The following is a 14602-nucleotide window of genomic DNA, read 5'->3' on the forward strand; positions in this document are numbered from 1 at the left end:
TCCGCTGGACAAGGTGAACCGCCAGTTCCGCGTTCCGGCCCCGAACATGCTTTGGGTATCGGATTTCACCTATGTCGCCACCTGGAAGGGGTTCGTCTATGTCGCCTTTGTCATCGATGCCTATGCTCGCAAGATCGTTGGCTGGCGCGTCAGCAGTTCGGCGCATGCGGGGTTCGTTCTCGATGCCTTGGAACAGGCGGTGCATGATCGCCGCCCCGGAAAGGGCATGGGGCTGGTTCACCACAGCGACAGGGGCTCGCAATACCTGTCTATTCGCTACACTGAGCGCTTGGCGGAAGCCGGTATCGAACCCTCGGTGGGCAGCGTCGGCGACAGTTACGACAACGCCTTGGCCGAGACGATCAATGGCCTGTTCAAGGCTGAGGTCATCCACCGCCGTGGCCCATGGCGAAGCTTGGAAGCCGTTGAATACGCGACGCTCGAATGGGTGGACTGGTTCAACAACCGTCGTCTTCTCGAGCCCATCGGGAACATCCCGCCAGCAGAAGCCGAGGCCAACTTCTACGCAGCTCTGGAAACTGAACCCATGGCCGCGTAACTAACCAAAATCAGCCTCCGGCAAACCCGGCGCGGTTCAGTGTGACAAGAGCGCACTCTTTACAGAAGGCGTGTTTTGTAAAGAGTAGGCGAGGTCAGCACCAGCAATCGCAGGGCAAAATCACATGACCCGACCGCGCACCGGCCGGCGTTTTGTCAAGAGTGACAGCAGCACGCCGGTCGATGCGCACCTGCGTCGCCGAGACTACCTGACCCCGGACGAGGTCATGCGCCTGCTGGCTGCGGCCAGGTCCGGCCGACACGGCGCGCGCGATCATCTCATGCTGCTGCTATGTATCGGCACGGGCTGCGGGTCAGCGAGCTAATAGCCTTGCGCCGGACAGATCTCGATCTGCCCTCTGGCCAACTCTGGGTGCAGCGGCTGAAACACGGGCTTTCCACCAGCCAGCCGCTGGCAGGGGATGAGATTCGGGTGTTACGTCGGCATCTGACCGGTCGCGCTGATCCAATGCCCTGGCTGTTTCTGTCGGAGCGTGGCCAGCCGCTGACGCGGCAGGCGGTGAACTATCTCCTGACCCGCATCGCGGCACGAGCCGGGCTCGGCGCAGTGCATCCTCATATGCTGCGCCATTCCTGCGGGCATACCCTGGCCCATGCCGGGCGTGACCTGCGGCTGATCCAGGACTATCTCGGCCATCGCGATCCCCGGCATACCGCCCGCTATACCCGCACGGCGGCAGTGCGGTTTCAAGATATTTGGCGCTGAAGGGGGCCATGATAAGATCACCTGACATGGAGGGTGCCGTTGCTGATGCAGGGCGGGACGGCCAAGGGACGCTATTACTTGTGGCGGTACTGTTTCAGGAAGGGTTATGGAAAGCAAACCGCACGAACACACCGATCTCCCAGCTGATCCGCCAGGCGAGATGGCGAAGCGGGTCGCAGAGATTCAGAAACTCGCGAAGGATCTGGGGTTTAGCGGCCCGTCCGATTGGGAGAACGAAAAGCGATTCTTTGATCAGGAATGGGGTGAAGACTGATGTGCCACTCCCCCTCCAGGCCGCGAGACGGAAACAGGTTTCAATTTCCCTTCCGCCCGTTTTCCAGATCGTGAGAGAACAGCGCGCGCGGTAGCCCACGATACTTCGGCCGCTATGGCTGCCTTGTTGACCGAACGGGTTACTCTAAAAGTTTCCAAGATGAGTGCTTCGTCGTAGCGTCGGTTGCCGTTGCGCGGGTTGACGATGCGACCCGTCTTCCTGATCCACCTGGCGATGGTGTCGCGACCGACCCCGTGGCGACGGCTCAACTCCTAGACAGAGATGCCGCGACCCCGTCCCGCGCGATTTCTTCGCAGATATCAATTCCCGCCTCTCGCAGCGCCCGTTTGGTTTGAGTGTGGTCAAGCGAATGTGTGGATGCCAGTCCACCGAATGATTTCACAAGATCGAAGGTCTCACGAACGATCGCAGTTTCAGGTGGTGCAGGTGGCTTCCAGTTCCAGCGATTCTTAGGATGCTGTGGCATACGCGAAGCTGGCTTTGGAAAATCTTGTCGTTCCGGGATCTTTTCCGGCAAAATCTTCGGCATGGCAGCAGGCCGGGCCGTTTTTCTTGCAAGGATCTCGGTCAAGCGAGCATCGCGGCTTTTTCTCACCAGCCGATCAATAATAATCTGAGCGGCGAGCGCAGACGCTTTGGCGGCCTCGAGAGCGGTTACTTCTTCTTCAGACAACCCAATCATCCCAATCTCCGGAATGTATGATGGCTAGGCAGTAAGGTCTCGATCGCCCTATATGCATGGGATATCGGTGAAGTTAGCACCAAATAAGCCGAGCGTCGTGGTGAATTCTCAGCTTGGCCGGATGTATTACCGGTCAAACTCTGCAAAAATGAGAGCCAACGCAGAAGTTGTTGCATAGATGGAGATTTTCCGAATCTCTGATTCGCAGCGCAACTCTGCAGACCAAGGACTTGCATCCCGATGAAGGTCGATCTCGAGGGCCATGAAATCCTCAAATGCCGGCTTCGGCTGGTAGGTTCGTCGATGGCTAAGATCGCCCGGTCGCTCGGCATCTCGCAAAGCAGCGTGACCGTGGTCAGCCAAGGCTACCGCCGGTCGCATCGTGTGCAGCGCGAAATCGCTGACCAGCTTGGGACCACCCCGCAGCTGCTCTTTCCTGATCGTTACGAGGCAGAGGAGGGCGTCAAGACCGGACATAGCTGACAACGGGATATGAAAAAGGGCCCCTGCTGACACAGGCGCCCCTTTTGGTTGTCGTTTGGTCGCGACACCTCATTCATCCCCCGAGTCGAACAAAAAGTCAACCTGCCGGTCGCGGTGGCCGGCAGGGCTGTTCAACACGTCCAAAAGGGGGAGATCGCCCCGTCACCGCCGATGAGGCGGTGGCCGCCGCGCTCCGAACATCATGAACCAAAACCTGATCTATCGCGGGCCGGAACCGAGCCATGCGACCCGCACGATATCGCGCCGATCCCGGGCAAGTCTCCGGGGCGCCATGGTCGCCAAGCTGCCAGGCTTTCCCCGACCGCGCATCCTGCAGTTCGAAAGCGTGCTGGAATATGCCTTCCTGTGCCTGACCTTGGTGCGTGACGATATCCAGCACATCTGGGACCAGCCGCCGGTCGTGCATTATGTTGGTCGTGATGGCCGTCCGGCCAAGCATATCTTCGATTTTCTCGTGACGAAGACGGATGGCCAACGCATCGCCGTGGCGGTGAAACCGATGCAGCGAGTAATTGCGCGCAACTTTCTCTCCGAGTTGGAGAGGGTGGCCGCCGCGACACCAAAGCAATTTGCCGATCGGGTGATGCTGATCACCGACCATCATCTTGACCGCGCGGCCGCCGCGGCGGCCGCACGCCAACTTGCCCGGACCCGTCCCGTTTTGACGGAGGTGGCGGTATGACGATCCGGTTCCGTTTCTCCAAATCCGATCTGATCACCACGGCGGGCATTGCGATGCGCCCGCTGGAGATCGACGACAAGGGCGGTCTGTTCGAGCGTGTTGGGCAGCCCGGAATCACCGAGTGGTATTCCCATGAGGAACTGGCCGAGTTGCTGCGTCGACCGGATACCACTTATATTGCAGGCTATTCCGATCGTTCGGCGCAAGAGATACGCAGTCGCAAGCCGGTTGATGTCGTCAATGAGTTGCGCGAGTCGGTTCGGCGGTTCGTGCTCTGGTGCAAGGCCTTCTGCGACGCGTTTCTGTACCTGGAATCGCTTGGTCTTATCAACCGGACGCATGATGGATATCTGAAAGCGCGTGAGAGGCTGGCCGCCGAAATCCAGCGCCGCGTTGGTGAGGGGCCGGCCAGCGGCAGGGTCGTTCGGCCGGGCGCCGACATCATCACCCGCCAGCTTCCCTGTAGCCGGACAGGCCTCGGATGGGTGCGGCGCTATGAACGGGCCGGATATTCGGCGGTAGTGCTGATTCCGGAGATGCATCGCTGCGGCAATCGCAAGCCGCGCTGGTGTCATCGCACTGAGGCGTTGATGAACCAGGTCATCGAAATCTATGCCGACACGCAACGCCCAACCAGAACGCAGGCCGTTGCAGACACGCTGGAGCTCTTCCGCCGCGAAAACCGTCGTCGGGTTGAAGCTGGCCTGCCCGAACTGGTTGTGCCGTCGCGCCAAACCATCAAGCGCCGTCTTGCCCAGGCCGATCCATACTATGTACATGCCAAGCGATTCGGCACCGCGGCGGCAAATGCCAGATTCACGCTTTACGAGAATGGCCCTGACGTCCAGCAGCCGCTGGAACGTGTCGAAATGGACGAAAACCGCCTCGATGTGATCTCACTACTGACATTGTCCGGCATTTGGGACCATCTCCCCGCAGAGAGGCAGGCACGGTTCGAGGCCGGGCGCCGGTGGCTATATGTCGCTATTGATTGTACGACCCGGTGTATTCTCTCCATGCGTCTGGCCGAGACGCCAAACTCGGGCGATGCGATCAAGGCGCTGCGCGACATTTCGTCGACAAGACGCCGATCGCGCATGCGGCAGGATGCGAAAGCACCTGGCACCATCATGGGGGTATCGGGACATTGGTGACGGACCAGGGCGGCGCCTTCGTTTCCGACGAATTTCAGGGGACAGTCTCGTCGCTCGGCATCACCGCGCATCTTCCGCCTGCTGGCCTGCCTTGGCTGCGCGGTCATATCGAAACCTTCTTCCGAACCTATGGGCACCAGCTTATGCCCCTTCTGGTCGGCCGGACCTTCTTCGATACCGTTGAGCGCGGCGATTATCCGTCGGAGCAGTTGGCGTGCCTCTGCGACGACGACCTGATCACGATCCTGCTGACCTATGTCGTCGACATCTATCACAATCAACCCCACGGATCGCTGGGTGGAGAGACGCCCAATCAGGCGTGGTCGCGCCTGGTCGCCGAACACGGCACGCCGCCGGTTCCCGATGGTCTGGCCTTGCGCAAGGCTTTCGGCAGGCCATTGCGGCGCAAGTTGCGCGGCGATGGCGTTTTGTTCGCGGGCCTGACCTATAGCTGCGAGGCGTTGCGCGAGGCTTTCCTGCATGCGCCGGAACGCAATGTCGAAATCCGCGCAGATCTGCGCGATATCGGCTGGATCGCCGTCAAGGTGGGTGCGACATGGCATCCCGCCATGGCCAACCAGAGCGGCTTCGACGGTATCAGCTATGACGAGCTTCAAGAAGTCACCCGGACACTCCGCATCAAGCACCAACGGGATGCCGAACTGGATGCACCCATGGTCCGCCGAGCGATTGAGCGGATTTCGGAAATCAACCGGCGTGCTTTTGTGCTGCGTGAACTGACGTCGTTCCGCGTCACCGACCTAGACGTGGAGCGCAATCAATCCGCACTGCACTTCCCCTTGCGCTCCGATGCCGAGCGCCTCGGGCATGCCCGGCCTTCTTCCGAGCCTCTCTCTGACGGCATCCAGATCGTGCCGCGTGCAGGTGGGCCATCCGAGAACCTCACTGACCACCATGACCAATCACCGCCCGCGCGTGAACGCCGGAACCGCTGGAGATTCGACGATGAGCAATGACATCATTCGTAACGCCGCCGAGAAAATTGCCGCACTTCGGGAGCATTTCATCCATCACGAACGGTTCGAGCCGCTTGAGGCGCGCTTTGCCATGCTGGTCGCCAAGCGCCTATCCGATCTTGACGCAGGCCGATCAAGCGAAGCCCATGGGCTCGCCTTGTCCGGCCCCTCGGGCACCGGGAAAAGCGCGGCGATGCACCACCTGCTTTCCGGTGTTGGCCAGCAGCTGTCAACGACCCGCCATTGGGATGCGCCGATCATCAGCCTTCGCGTGCCATCGCCGGCGACGTTGAAATTCGTCGGCTACACCTTGCTGCGCGCCTTGGGCTATCAGATCAGCTCGGAGCGGCAGGCCTGGTACATCTGGGATTTGGTCCGTCATCACCTGAAGGAACGGCAGGTGCTGTTCGTTCATCTGGACGAGGCGCAGGATCTGGCATCCCGGGGCACGAAGCACGAGTTGAATGCCGTGGCCTCGATGCTGAAAACCCTGATGACCGATCCAGACTGGCCCGTCGGGATCATCCTCTCTGGGACGCCGGAGCTGGAGGACATCCTGAACCATGACCCACAACTGGCGCGGCGGATGCAGACGGTGCATTTCAACAGCCTGTCGCCGGCCGCGCATGGCAATGACGTGCTGGATCTCGTGGAAAACTACTGCAAGCGCGCCGGACTACCGCCAGCCCCCGGCATTGTCGAACTTGCACATGGTGAACGGCTGATCCACGCGGCAGCCAATCAGTTCGGCCTGGTCATCGAACTGACGCTGGCGGCCATCGAACAGGCCTTCCTCAACGGTGCCCGCCAGCTGGCATCGCAGGATTTTGCCCGCGCCTATCACCTGCGGACCGCTTGCGACGATTCATTCAATCCGTTCATCATCCCCGATTTTTACCGGATTGATGCGCGGCAGGTCTTCTCACGGGAGAAATGTTGATGTTCACGGCAACAAAACCGTTACCGTTGACAGTCCCCACGATCGTGGGGGAATCCGCGACATCCTTCGCCTCTCGCCTGGCTCGGCGGAATGGCGTGCCCCGGTTGATCGCCTTCTGCTCGGACGTTGGGATCGACTACTTCGCGCTTGTAAACGGCGATCCGGTCGAAATCCAAAGGTTGGCAGTTCTGGGCGATATCGATCCCGTCCCGCTGCAAGCGGCAACACCTTCCCTGATTGAACCGGGTAGGTTTCGACTCGGAAACGAACGCATCAAATTCACGGGGTTCATACGGACAACGCTTCGGATTTGCCCCATGTGTATCAGCGAGGTGCGCAACACGACAGAAATCGTCCATCATGGGGTCTGGCAACTCGCGGCGATCCGCACCTGTGTGAAGCACGGGCGCCATCTCGTTGCAGTTCCCAAGCCAAAGAACGGCAATGATTGTTTTGATCACGTCCCCATGCTCGACGGGTTTCAACCAACAGCTGGTGATTTGGCTGCGTCTCAGGATCCGGAACTGGAGCGGTATTTGACCGATCGAATCCTGACCGGACCCGGAAAAAGCTGGCTGGACCGCTTGCCGTTTCATATTGCAGCGCAGACTTGCGAGATGCTTGGCGCGCTTCTGACCTTGGGACCAAGGGTAAAGCGAGCGGAACTTGCCGACGCGCAATGGGCAGCGGCCGGCACCGCTGGCTTGAGCATCCTTCGCGGGGGTCCGGAGGCGTTGCGTCAAAAGCTCAAGGAAATTCAAGATTCGCATCCAGTCGGGGAAAAACGTTACCGTTCACACTACGGCGTATTCTTCGATTGGCTGCGCTTTCGCGACGATGACCGGGATTTTGATGTCGTGCGTGACATTGTCCGGGATTTCATTTTTAAAAACTTTCCGGTTACGGTGGGTTCGACTGTCCTCGGCAAGCATTGCCCTGAGCAACTGTTGCACTCATTCTCGACGGCAAAGCAGGTGTTCGGCATCCCTCACCATAGGCTCGGCCAGAAACTGGTCACTTTGGGAATGGCAAAACCGCACGCCAGCGACAGATTTTACACACTGACGCGATATATTCCGACTGCCATGCTGACCGACATCATCGCAGAGCTCGGAGCACGCATCAGTGCAAAAGAAGCTGCGAAAGAGATTGGAGTTGAAACAGTGGTGCTTGCGCGGCTTGCACGCCATGGCCTCATCCCAAAGCAATCCGAATATGGGAAAAGGTCGACAATCTACCGGCAAGAAGATTTGAAAGCATTCCTGGAACAGTTACGGAGGCTGGCAAAGCCCGCAGGGGCGAACAACTATCTTATTGATGTCTCAACAGCAGCTTGCAGGCGTGGTGTAGCGATTGCGGTACTCACAAAGCTCATCCTTGAGTGCCGTATCCCGCTGTATTTTGAGGGAGAATGCGCCGACAACTTTAGAGCATTCCGGGTCGATCCAAGCTCCTTGCACGGTATCTACAGCAAACCCCAAGAACCCGTTGTATCTTCATGGAGCGTCGCGCGAATTCTAAAGATCAGCAGACCCACAGTTTATCGCTTGAGGCAGGCAGGCTTTCTTGCTCCACCGACGACACGCAAGAGCGCAGGTATCCGAGGTGGGAAATACAGCTGCAAAAAATCTTTTGAGGAGTTTCAGGCGGTGCATATTTCCCTGACTGAGCTGATCGAACGGTCGGGTCGATCCCCTGACGATAAGTTCAACTATCAAATCTCCAACGGTGCACTCCCACTCCCCTTGGGATTGCAGAGCACAATGATCTTTAGACGCGCCGACGTCGCGTAAACCCATTATCTGACAAAGCCGGCCACGCGCCGGCTTTTTCATGGGCGCGGTGAGGTAACGCTATCTGAGAAAAAGGGCAGGACGAACTGTCGATCCACCCGGCCTGTAGTTGATATTGTTCGGAAATTTTCCGCGCAAGCGGAAAATCTTTGTGATTATTGCCACCCGATGATGAGAGGCGGATAGTTCTGCTCTTTTAATCACGGAAACTGCCTCTTGATGATGCCGCGCTTGTCCTGCGGGTATTCAGGAAGCTCGAGTACGACTATCAGCGTTGACGGCGGTAGGGTGTCTCGCGATGCGGCAGGGCGGCCAAGAGCGAGGCGGAATCGCCTGGCTGGGCCGAGAAGCTTTCTCCTGAAGAAGCCGAACTGGCGAGCAAACTGTCGATGGTCGGACTGAAGCGCCTGCTGGCGGACGCGATGCTCGACAACATCGTGCGCAAGGATCTGGAAACCGCCCCCGCAGCGCGGCCTTCGGCCCCGTGGCCGGAACGTCATCGCATTAATCTATGCGCAAACGGAATGACCAAGCCCCGATCGGCATTGGCCTTTCCGAAGCACTGCCTCTAAATCCTTGGCCACAAACACCGATCCGGCGCTATGCTGGACGGACCGCCCAGGCGTCAGCCGCAGGAGACCCCCGACCATGCCCCTAGACAGCGAGCCCAGCTTCCGCGAATCCGTCGACCTGATGTTCCAGCGTGCCGTGCGGCACATGGACCTGTCGCCGGGTCTTGCCGAAAAGATCCGGGTCTGCAACTCGACCTATACCGTGCGCTTCGGTGTCCGGCTGCGCGGCAAGATCGAGACCTTCACCGGCTACCGTTCGGTCCATTCCGAACATATGGAACCGGTCAAGGGCGGCATCCGCTATGCGCTTTCCGTCCACCAGGACGAGGTCGAGGCGCTGGCCGCGCTGATGACCTACAAATGCGCGCTGGTCGAGACCCCCTTCGGCGGCTCCAAGGGCGGGCTCTGCATCGACCCGCGGCAATGGGAGGTGCATGAGCTGGAGCAGATCACCCGCCGCTTCGCCTATGAGCTGATCAAGCGCGACCTGATCAACCCGGCCCAGAACGTGCCCGCCCCCGACATGGGCACCGGCGAGCGCGAGATGGCCTGGATCGTCGACCAATATGCGCGCATGAACACCACCGACATCAACGCCAAGGCCTGCGTCACCGGCAAGCCCCTGAACTCGGGCGGCATCCGCGGCCGGGTCGAGGCGACGGGCCGCGGCGTGCAATACGCGCTGCACGAATTCTTCCGCCACAAGGAAGACGTGACGCTGGCCAACCTGGAGGGCGCGCTCGAGGGCAAGACCGCCGTGGTGCAGGGCCTGGGCAACGTCGGCTATCACGCCGCCAAGTTCCTGTCCGAGGAGGATGGCGTGAAGGTAGTGGGCGTGATCGAGCGCGACGGCGCGGTCATCGACGAGCGCGGCCTCGACATCGAGGCGCTGAAGACCTGGATCGCCGAGACCGGCGGCGTGCGCGGCTTCCCCAATGCCACCTATGTCGAGGATGGCGCCTCGGTGCTGGAGCATGCCTGCGACATCCTGATCCCGGCGGCGATGGAGGGGGTGATCCATCTCGGCAATGCCGACCGCATCAAGGCCCGACTGATCGTCGAGGCGGCGAACGGCCCCGTCACCTTCGGCGCGGACGAGATCCTGCGCAACAAGGGCGTGCTGATCATCCCCGACATGTATGCCAACGCGGGCGGCGTGACCGTCAGCTATTTCGAATGGGTCAAGAACCTGTCGCATATCCGCTTCGGCCGCATGCAGCGCCGGGCCGAGGAGGCGCGCTCGCGCCTGCTGGTGGCGGAGCTGGAACGGCTTTCGGCCGACCGGGGCCTGGGCTGGGAACTGAAGCCGAACTTCAAGGAAAAGTTCCTGACCGGCTCGGACGAGCTGGCGCTGGTGCGCTCGGGGCTGGATGACACGATGCGGACGGCCTATCAGTCGATGCGCGAGCTGTGGCACAGCCGCAACGACGTGACCGACCTGCGCGTCGCCGCCTATATCGTCGCCATCGAGCGCGTGGCCAGCACCTATCGCTCGAAGGGGCTGTAAGGCTCGGGCCCGCGCGCCATGCGGGACGCGCCGCGTCCTGCATGGAAATGCGGCCATCCTGCTCTATGTTGTGACGGCGCCGGATCCTGGCGCGGATCCACGGCGGTCGACAGGGCAGGGAGGAACGGCGCATGGCGATGATCACCGAGGTCGGGGATTTCTTCACCAGGGGCTGCGGCCGCTGTGCCCGCTTTGCGACCCCGGATTGCTCGGCCCTGGTCTGGAACGAGGGGCTGGTCGCATTGCGCCGGCTCTGCCTGGAGATGGGCCTGGCCGAGACGGTGAAATGGGCGCATCCGGTCTATAGGCATGCCGGGCGCAATATCGCGATCCTGGGGGCGCTGCGGGGCGATTTCCGGCTGAGCTTCATGAATCCGGGCCTGCTTCGCGATACCGAGGGCGTGCTCGAGCCGCAGGGGCCGAACAGCGCCACGCCGGGCACGATCCGCTTCACCGACCCGGCGCAGGTCGCGGCGCTGGCGCCGGTGATCCGGGCCTATCTGCGGCAGCTGATGGACCACGCCGAGGCCGGGACCAAGCCGCCGAAGCCGGAAAGCCGGATCGAGATGCCGGACGAGCTGGCCGAGGCGCTGGATGCCGACGCGGAGCTGGCCGAGGCCTTCCACGCCCTGACCCCGGGACGGCAGAGAAGCTATTTCTTCAACCTGAACCAGGCCCGGCAATCCGCGACCCGGGTGGCGCGGATCGAGAAGTTCCGCGACCGCATCCTCGCCGGCAAGGGTGCAACCGAGCGTTAGGCGCCGGGTGCGGGGCTTTCCAGGAACGGCGCCAGCCGCGCGCGCAGCGCGTCGGGCACCCGCGTCGGCCGCATCGCGCTGTTGACGTGGACAAGGTCGATCTGGATCTCGACCAGCGCCTCTTCCCCCCGGAAGAAGGCGTGGCGGATGCGGATGCTGGCGCCGCGCGCCTGCATCACCGAAGTCTCGCAGGTGATCAAGTCATCCAGCCGCGCCGGCTTCTGCCAGGACAGCGCCGCCGCCCGGGCCACGAATTGCTCGCCCGCCGGGCCGACCAGCGGGTGGCCGACCTGGCGCAGCATCTCGGCCCGGCTGCGCTCGGCGAACTCCAGGTAGCGGGCGTGATAGACGATGCCGCCGGCATCGGTATCGGCGTAATAGATGCGGTAGGTCTGCGAAAACGCCCTGCCCGAGGGGCGGGATGATGTCGGTTGCATGCCGGGCCTCCGTTCCGGTTGGCGATGGTGGCGGCGACCGGGTCGCGGCCGCCTGCCGGTTCATGCCGCGAAACTGTAAATTCTGCGCTAATATCCGTGCGGGGCGGCAAGATGCCGCCAGGTGCCGTGCTAGCCAGATCGCGCGCGCGGGTCAATGCGGCCCGGGGCCGCGCGCCAGCCCCTGCGGCACTTGACGCAGATTTGACACCGGCAGGGTTTTGCCGCAGGCGGGCTTCTGCTACTTGCCCAAGGCAGAAGCCGCGCCGCAGCGGCCCAAAGGACAGGCCACATTCCATGGAACAACTCGCCGGAGCCGGGCAGCCGGTCGATTTCTCGCTGATCGCGCTGTTCGCACGCGCCTCGCTGACCGTGCAGATCGTCATGGTGATCCTGATCCTGGCCTCGTTCTGGGCCTGGTCGATCATCATCCAGAAATTCATCACCTATGCCGCCGCCCGGCGCGACGCCGACCGTTTCGACCGCGCCTTCTGGTCCGGCCAACCGCTCGAGGATCTCTACGACCGCATCGGCGACACGCCCTCGGGCGCGGCCGAGCGGATCTTTTCCGCCGGCATGACCGAATGGCGCCGCAGCCATCGCGACGACGGCAACCTGATCGCCGGCGCCACCGCGCGCATCGACCGCGCCATGAACGTGGCGATCAACCGCGAGAACGACCGGCTGACCGGCGGGCTGCCTTTCCTCGCCACCGTCGGCTCGACCGCGCCGTTTATCGGGCTGTTCGGCACCGTCTGGGGCATCAAGACCGCCTTCGAGGAGATCGCCATCTCGCAGAACACCTCGCTCGCCGTGGTGGCGCCCGGGATCGCCGAGGCGCTGGTCGCGACCGCGCTGGGCCTGCTCGCGGCCATTCCTGCGGTGATCTTCTACAACAAGCTCAGCACCGACAGCGACCGCATCACCGGGAATTACGAATCCTTCGCGGACGAGTTCTCGACCATCCTGTCGCGCCAGTTGGACGACGAATAGATGGGCGCCGGGGTCGTCAAGCGCGGACGCAAGGGCCGGGGCCGCGCCCGCAGCCAGCCGATGGCGGAAATCAACGTCACGCCCTTCGTGGACGTGATGCTGGTGCTCTTGATCATCTTCATGGTCGCGGCGCCGCTTCTGACCGTGGGCGTGCCGCTGGAACTGCCCAAGACCGCCGCCCAGGCGGTGCCGGCCGAGCCCGAGGAGCCGCTCGCGGTCTCGATCACGCCCGAGGGGCCGATCCTGGTCATGACCTCGGAAGTGCCCGAGGACGAGCTGGTGTCGCGCCTGCGCGCCGTGGCCGAGGAGCGCCAGAGCGACAAGATCTACCTGCGTGCCGACGGCGCCATTCCCTATGCCCGCGTCATGCAGGTCATGGGCGCGCTGAATGCCGCCGGCTTCAACAATATCGTGCTGGTCACCGATGCCGGCGGGCCGCGCATGGACGCGGGCGCCGGCGCTGGCGGGAATGGCTGAGCCCATGGAACGCGCGGATCGCATCGGCTACTGGGTCTCGGGCGTGGCGCATGCCTCGCTTCTGGGCGCGGCGCTGGTCGGCGGCGCGCTGTTCCGGCCGCAGCCGCTGGAGGCCGTGCGCATGGCCGAGGTCGCGACCATGACCGATGCCGAATTCCAGTCGCTGGCCGCCGCTGCCGCAGGCCACGGCCCGGTCAGCGACACCGCCTCGACCACCCCGGCCCAGCCGCGCGCGCCCGCCGACGAAAACCGCCCCGGCGCAGTCGAGGCCGTGAGCCCGCCCAGCCCGGACGGGCAGGCGGCCGACCTGGCCACGCCCGCGGAACGGCCCGAGGCGCGGCCGGACCTGTCGGATTTCCAGGCTGCCGCCCGGCCGGTCGCCGCCGCGACCGACGCGCCGCAGCCGGCCCAGCCCGACAATGCCGTCGAGCTGGCTGCCTTGCCGCAGCCCGCCGACCGCCCCGATCCGGTGCGCAATCCCGCGCAATCGCCGGCGCCGATCCCGCAGCGCTCGGCCCAGGCGCCGGTGGAATCGTCGCGCCCGCGCGGTCGTCCCGAGGGCTTGGCCGAGGCCGTGCAGGCCCGCCGCGCCAGCGCCGAGGCCGCGCGCCAGCGCGAGGCGGTGCTGGCCCGCGAGGCCGCGGAAGCCGCCGCCGAACAGGCCGCCGCCAAGAGGGCGCAGCAGGACGCCGCCCGCCGTGCCGCCGAGGAACGCGCCAGGGATGAGCGCCGCGAAGCCGAGGCGCGCGAGGCCGAAGCCGATGCCGCCCGCAAGGCCAGCCAGGCCAAGGAACGCGCCCGCCGCGAGGCCGAGGCGAAGGCCGAGGCAGAAGCCGCCGAGCAGAAGGTCGCCGCTGCCGAAAAGGCCGCCGAGCAGAAGGCCGCAGAACGCAAGGCCGCAGAACGCAAGGCCGAAGCCGCCCGCCGCGCCGCCGCCGAAAAGGCCGCCGAGCAGGAGGCTGCCGAGAAGGCCGAGAAAGCCGCCGCCGAGAAGAAGGCCGCCGAGGCCAAGGCCAGGAAGGAGGCCGAGGAAAAGGCCGCCGCCGAGAAAGCCGCCGCGGCTAGGAAGGCTGCCGCCGAAGCCGCCGCCGAGGCCAAGGCCAAGGAAAAGGCCGAGGCCGAGCGCAAGGCCGCCGAGGCCGCCAAGAAGGCCCTGGCCGAAGCGCAGAAGAAGGACGAAGGCTCGGCCGGTTCGGGCGGCGGTGGCGCCGCCGCCAGCGGCCCGCCGCTGAGCCAGGGCGAGAAGGACGGCTTCCGCGTCGCGGTCGAGCAATGCTGGAACCGCGGCTCGCTTTCGACCGAGGCCAGCCGGACCACGGTTTCGGTGCAATTCGCGATGGCGCCGGACGGCACGGTCGAGAAGGGCTCGCTGCGGATGATCGGCCATGACGGCGGCTCGGACGCGGCGGCGAAACAGGCCTATGAGGCCGCGCGCCGGGCGATCCTGATGTGCGAGAAGGGCGGCTACAAGCTGCCGCCGGAAAAATACAACCGCTGGAAGGATGTCATCATCGACTTCAACGCCAGCGGCGGGGCGCGGGTCAAGTGA

The 14602-nt window shown here is 63.3% G+C and carries 17 protein-coding genes; 15 read left to right on the forward strand and 2 right to left on the reverse strand.

Going from position 1 to position 14602, the window contains the following annotated elements; all coding sequences use genetic code 11:
* From E3D03_RS10200 to E3D03_RS10210, 3 genes are all read left to right on the forward strand, one after another.
* A partial coding sequence (locus E3D03_RS10200) for an IS3 family transposase (protein WP_263566869.1) occupies positions 1-559 on the forward strand: 559 nt, incomplete at its 5' end.
* A 291-nt stretch (positions 560-850) separates the two neighbouring features.
* Positions 851-1285 (forward strand): tyrosine-type recombinase/integrase, encoded by a 435-nt coding sequence (locus E3D03_RS10205; RefSeq protein ID WP_263566870.1) that lies wholly within the window; start codon positions 851-853, stop codon positions 1283-1285.
* A 106-nt stretch (positions 1286-1391) separates the two neighbouring features.
* Complete coding sequence (locus E3D03_RS10210) at positions 1392-1559, forward strand: hypothetical protein (protein ID WP_263566871.1); 168 nt, start codon at positions 1392-1394, stop codon at positions 1557-1559.
* 265 nt (positions 1560-1824) lie between these two features.
* On the opposite strand, the gene E3D03_RS10215 is transcribed toward E3D03_RS10210, so the two are convergent.
* Positions 1825-2262, reverse strand: coding sequence for a hypothetical protein (locus tag E3D03_RS10215; protein ID WP_263566872.1), 438 nt, complete (start codon positions 2260-2262; stop codon positions 1825-1827).
* Between the two features lie 240 nt (positions 2263-2502).
* Here E3D03_RS10215 and E3D03_RS10220 point away from each other — a divergent pair, with 240 nt between their 5' ends.
* The 9 genes from E3D03_RS10220 to E3D03_RS10260 all read left to right on the forward strand — a co-directional run bounded on the left by E3D03_RS10220 (position 2503) and on the right by E3D03_RS10260 (position 11149).
* Positions 2503-2745, forward strand: a complete 243-nt coding sequence (locus E3D03_RS10220; protein ID WP_263566873.1) for a transcriptional regulator — start codon at positions 2503-2505, stop codon at positions 2743-2745.
* A gap of 292 nt (positions 2746-3037) precedes the next feature.
* A complete protein-coding gene (locus tag E3D03_RS10225) occupies positions 3038-3448 on the forward strand; it encodes a Tn7 transposase TnsA N-terminal domain-containing protein (RefSeq protein ID WP_263566874.1) in 411 nt (136 codons plus the stop codon).
* Positions 3445-4602: a hypothetical protein gene (locus E3D03_RS10230; protein ID WP_263566875.1), complete on the forward strand. Its 1158-nt coding sequence runs from the start codon at positions 3445-3447 to the stop codon at positions 4600-4602. Before E3D03_RS10225 ends, E3D03_RS10230 begins: the two co-directional genes overlap by 4 nt.
* A complete protein-coding gene (locus E3D03_RS10235; RefSeq protein ID WP_263566876.1) occupies positions 4599-5579 on the forward strand; it encodes a Mu transposase C-terminal domain-containing protein in 981 nt (326 codons plus the stop codon). The genes E3D03_RS10230 and E3D03_RS10235 overlap by 4 nt, the downstream gene beginning before the upstream one ends.
* Positions 5569-6519 (forward strand): TniB family NTP-binding protein, encoded by a 951-nt coding sequence (locus E3D03_RS10240; protein WP_263566877.1) that lies wholly within the window; start codon positions 5569-5571, stop codon positions 6517-6519. Before E3D03_RS10235 ends, E3D03_RS10240 begins: the two co-directional genes overlap by 11 nt.
* Entirely contained in the window at positions 6519-8312 is a 1794-nt protein-coding gene (locus tag E3D03_RS10245) for a TniQ family protein (RefSeq protein ID WP_263566878.1), read from the forward strand. The genes E3D03_RS10240 and E3D03_RS10245 overlap by 1 nt, the downstream gene beginning before the upstream one ends.
* Positions 8313-8701: 389 nt before the next feature.
* Complete coding sequence (locus tag E3D03_RS10250; RefSeq protein ID WP_263566879.1) at positions 8702-8884, forward strand: hypothetical protein; 183 nt, start codon at positions 8702-8704, stop codon at positions 8882-8884.
* Positions 8885-8960: 76 nt separating this feature from the next.
* A complete protein-coding gene (locus tag E3D03_RS10255; RefSeq protein WP_263566880.1) occupies positions 8961-10391 on the forward strand; it encodes a Glu/Leu/Phe/Val family dehydrogenase in 1431 nt (476 codons plus the stop codon).
* Positions 10392-10522: 131 nt separating this feature from the next.
* A complete protein-coding gene (locus E3D03_RS10260; RefSeq protein ID WP_263566881.1) occupies positions 10523-11149 on the forward strand; it encodes a YdeI/OmpD-associated family protein in 627 nt (208 codons plus the stop codon).
* Here the strand turns inward: E3D03_RS10260 and E3D03_RS10265 are convergent.
* Positions 11146-11586 (reverse strand): YbgC/FadM family acyl-CoA thioesterase, encoded by a 441-nt coding sequence (locus E3D03_RS10265; protein ID WP_263566882.1) that lies wholly within the window; start codon positions 11584-11586, stop codon positions 11146-11148. The genes E3D03_RS10260 and E3D03_RS10265 overlap by 4 nt on opposite strands.
* Before the next feature lie 294 nt (positions 11587-11880).
* Between E3D03_RS10265 and tolQ the strand changes: the two genes are divergently transcribed.
* From tolQ to E3D03_RS10280, 3 genes are read left to right on the forward strand one after another with little or no spacing between them, the layout of a single operon-like run.
* The gene (gene tolQ, locus E3D03_RS10270; RefSeq protein ID WP_062561989.1) at positions 11881-12576 is read left to right on the forward strand and encodes a protein TolQ; all 696 of its coding nucleotides are present in this window, start codon (positions 11881-11883) and stop codon (positions 12574-12576) included.
* Positions 12577-13053 (forward strand): ExbD/TolR family protein, encoded by a 477-nt coding sequence (locus tag E3D03_RS10275; RefSeq protein ID WP_062561990.1) that lies wholly within the window; start codon positions 12577-12579, stop codon positions 13051-13053. It abuts the gene before it with no gap.
* Between the two features lie 4 nt (positions 13054-13057).
* Positions 13058-14602 (forward strand): protein TolA, encoded by a 1545-nt coding sequence (locus E3D03_RS10280; RefSeq protein ID WP_263566883.1) that lies wholly within the window; start codon positions 13058-13060, stop codon positions 14600-14602.

It is taken from the genome of Paracoccus sp. DMF (assembly GCF_004407025.1).
Taxonomy (GTDB): domain Bacteria; phylum Pseudomonadota; class Alphaproteobacteria; order Rhodobacterales; family Rhodobacteraceae; genus Paracoccus; species Paracoccus aminovorans_B.

Coding starts and splice junctions, on each gene's coding strand:
- E3D03_RS10250 (WP_263566879.1), top strand. CDS start 8,702: ATGGTCGGACTGAAGCGCCTGCTGGCGGACGCGATGCTCGACAACATC.
- E3D03_RS10215 (WP_263566872.1), bottom strand. CDS start 2,262: ATGATTGGGTTGTCTGAAGAAGAAGTAACCGCTCTCGAGGCCGCCAAA.
- E3D03_RS10275 (WP_062561990.1), top strand. CDS start 12,577: ATGGGCGCCGGGGTCGTCAAGCGCGGACGCAAGGGCCGGGGCCGCGCC.
- tolQ (WP_062561989.1), top strand. CDS start 11,881: ATGGAACAACTCGCCGGAGCCGGGCAGCCGGTCGATTTCTCGCTGATC.
- E3D03_RS10220 (WP_263566873.1), top strand. CDS start 2,503: ATGAAGGTCGATCTCGAGGGCCATGAAATCCTCAAATGCCGGCTTCGG.
- E3D03_RS10260 (WP_263566881.1), top strand. CDS start 10,523: ATGGCGATGATCACCGAGGTCGGGGATTTCTTCACCAGGGGCTGCGGC.
- E3D03_RS10245 (WP_263566878.1), top strand. CDS start 6,519: ATGTTCACGGCAACAAAACCGTTACCGTTGACAGTCCCCACGATCGTG.
- E3D03_RS10280 (WP_263566883.1), top strand. CDS start 13,058: ATGGAACGCGCGGATCGCATCGGCTACTGGGTCTCGGGCGTGGCGCAT.
- E3D03_RS10240 (WP_263566877.1), top strand. CDS start 5,569: ATGAGCAATGACATCATTCGTAACGCCGCCGAGAAAATTGCCGCACTT.
- E3D03_RS10265 (WP_263566882.1), bottom strand. CDS start 11,586: ATGCAACCGACATCATCCCGCCCCTCGGGCAGGGCGTTTTCGCAGACC.
- E3D03_RS10255 (WP_263566880.1), top strand. CDS start 8,961: ATGCCCCTAGACAGCGAGCCCAGCTTCCGCGAATCCGTCGACCTGATG.
- E3D03_RS10225 (WP_263566874.1), top strand. CDS start 3,038: ATGGTCGCCAAGCTGCCAGGCTTTCCCCGACCGCGCATCCTGCAGTTC.
- E3D03_RS10205 (WP_263566870.1), top strand. CDS start 851: ATGTATCGGCACGGGCTGCGGGTCAGCGAGCTAATAGCCTTGCGCCGG.
- E3D03_RS10230 (WP_263566875.1), top strand. CDS start 3,445: ATGACGATCCGGTTCCGTTTCTCCAAATCCGATCTGATCACCACGGCG.
- E3D03_RS10210 (WP_263566871.1), top strand. CDS start 1,392: ATGGAAAGCAAACCGCACGAACACACCGATCTCCCAGCTGATCCGCCA.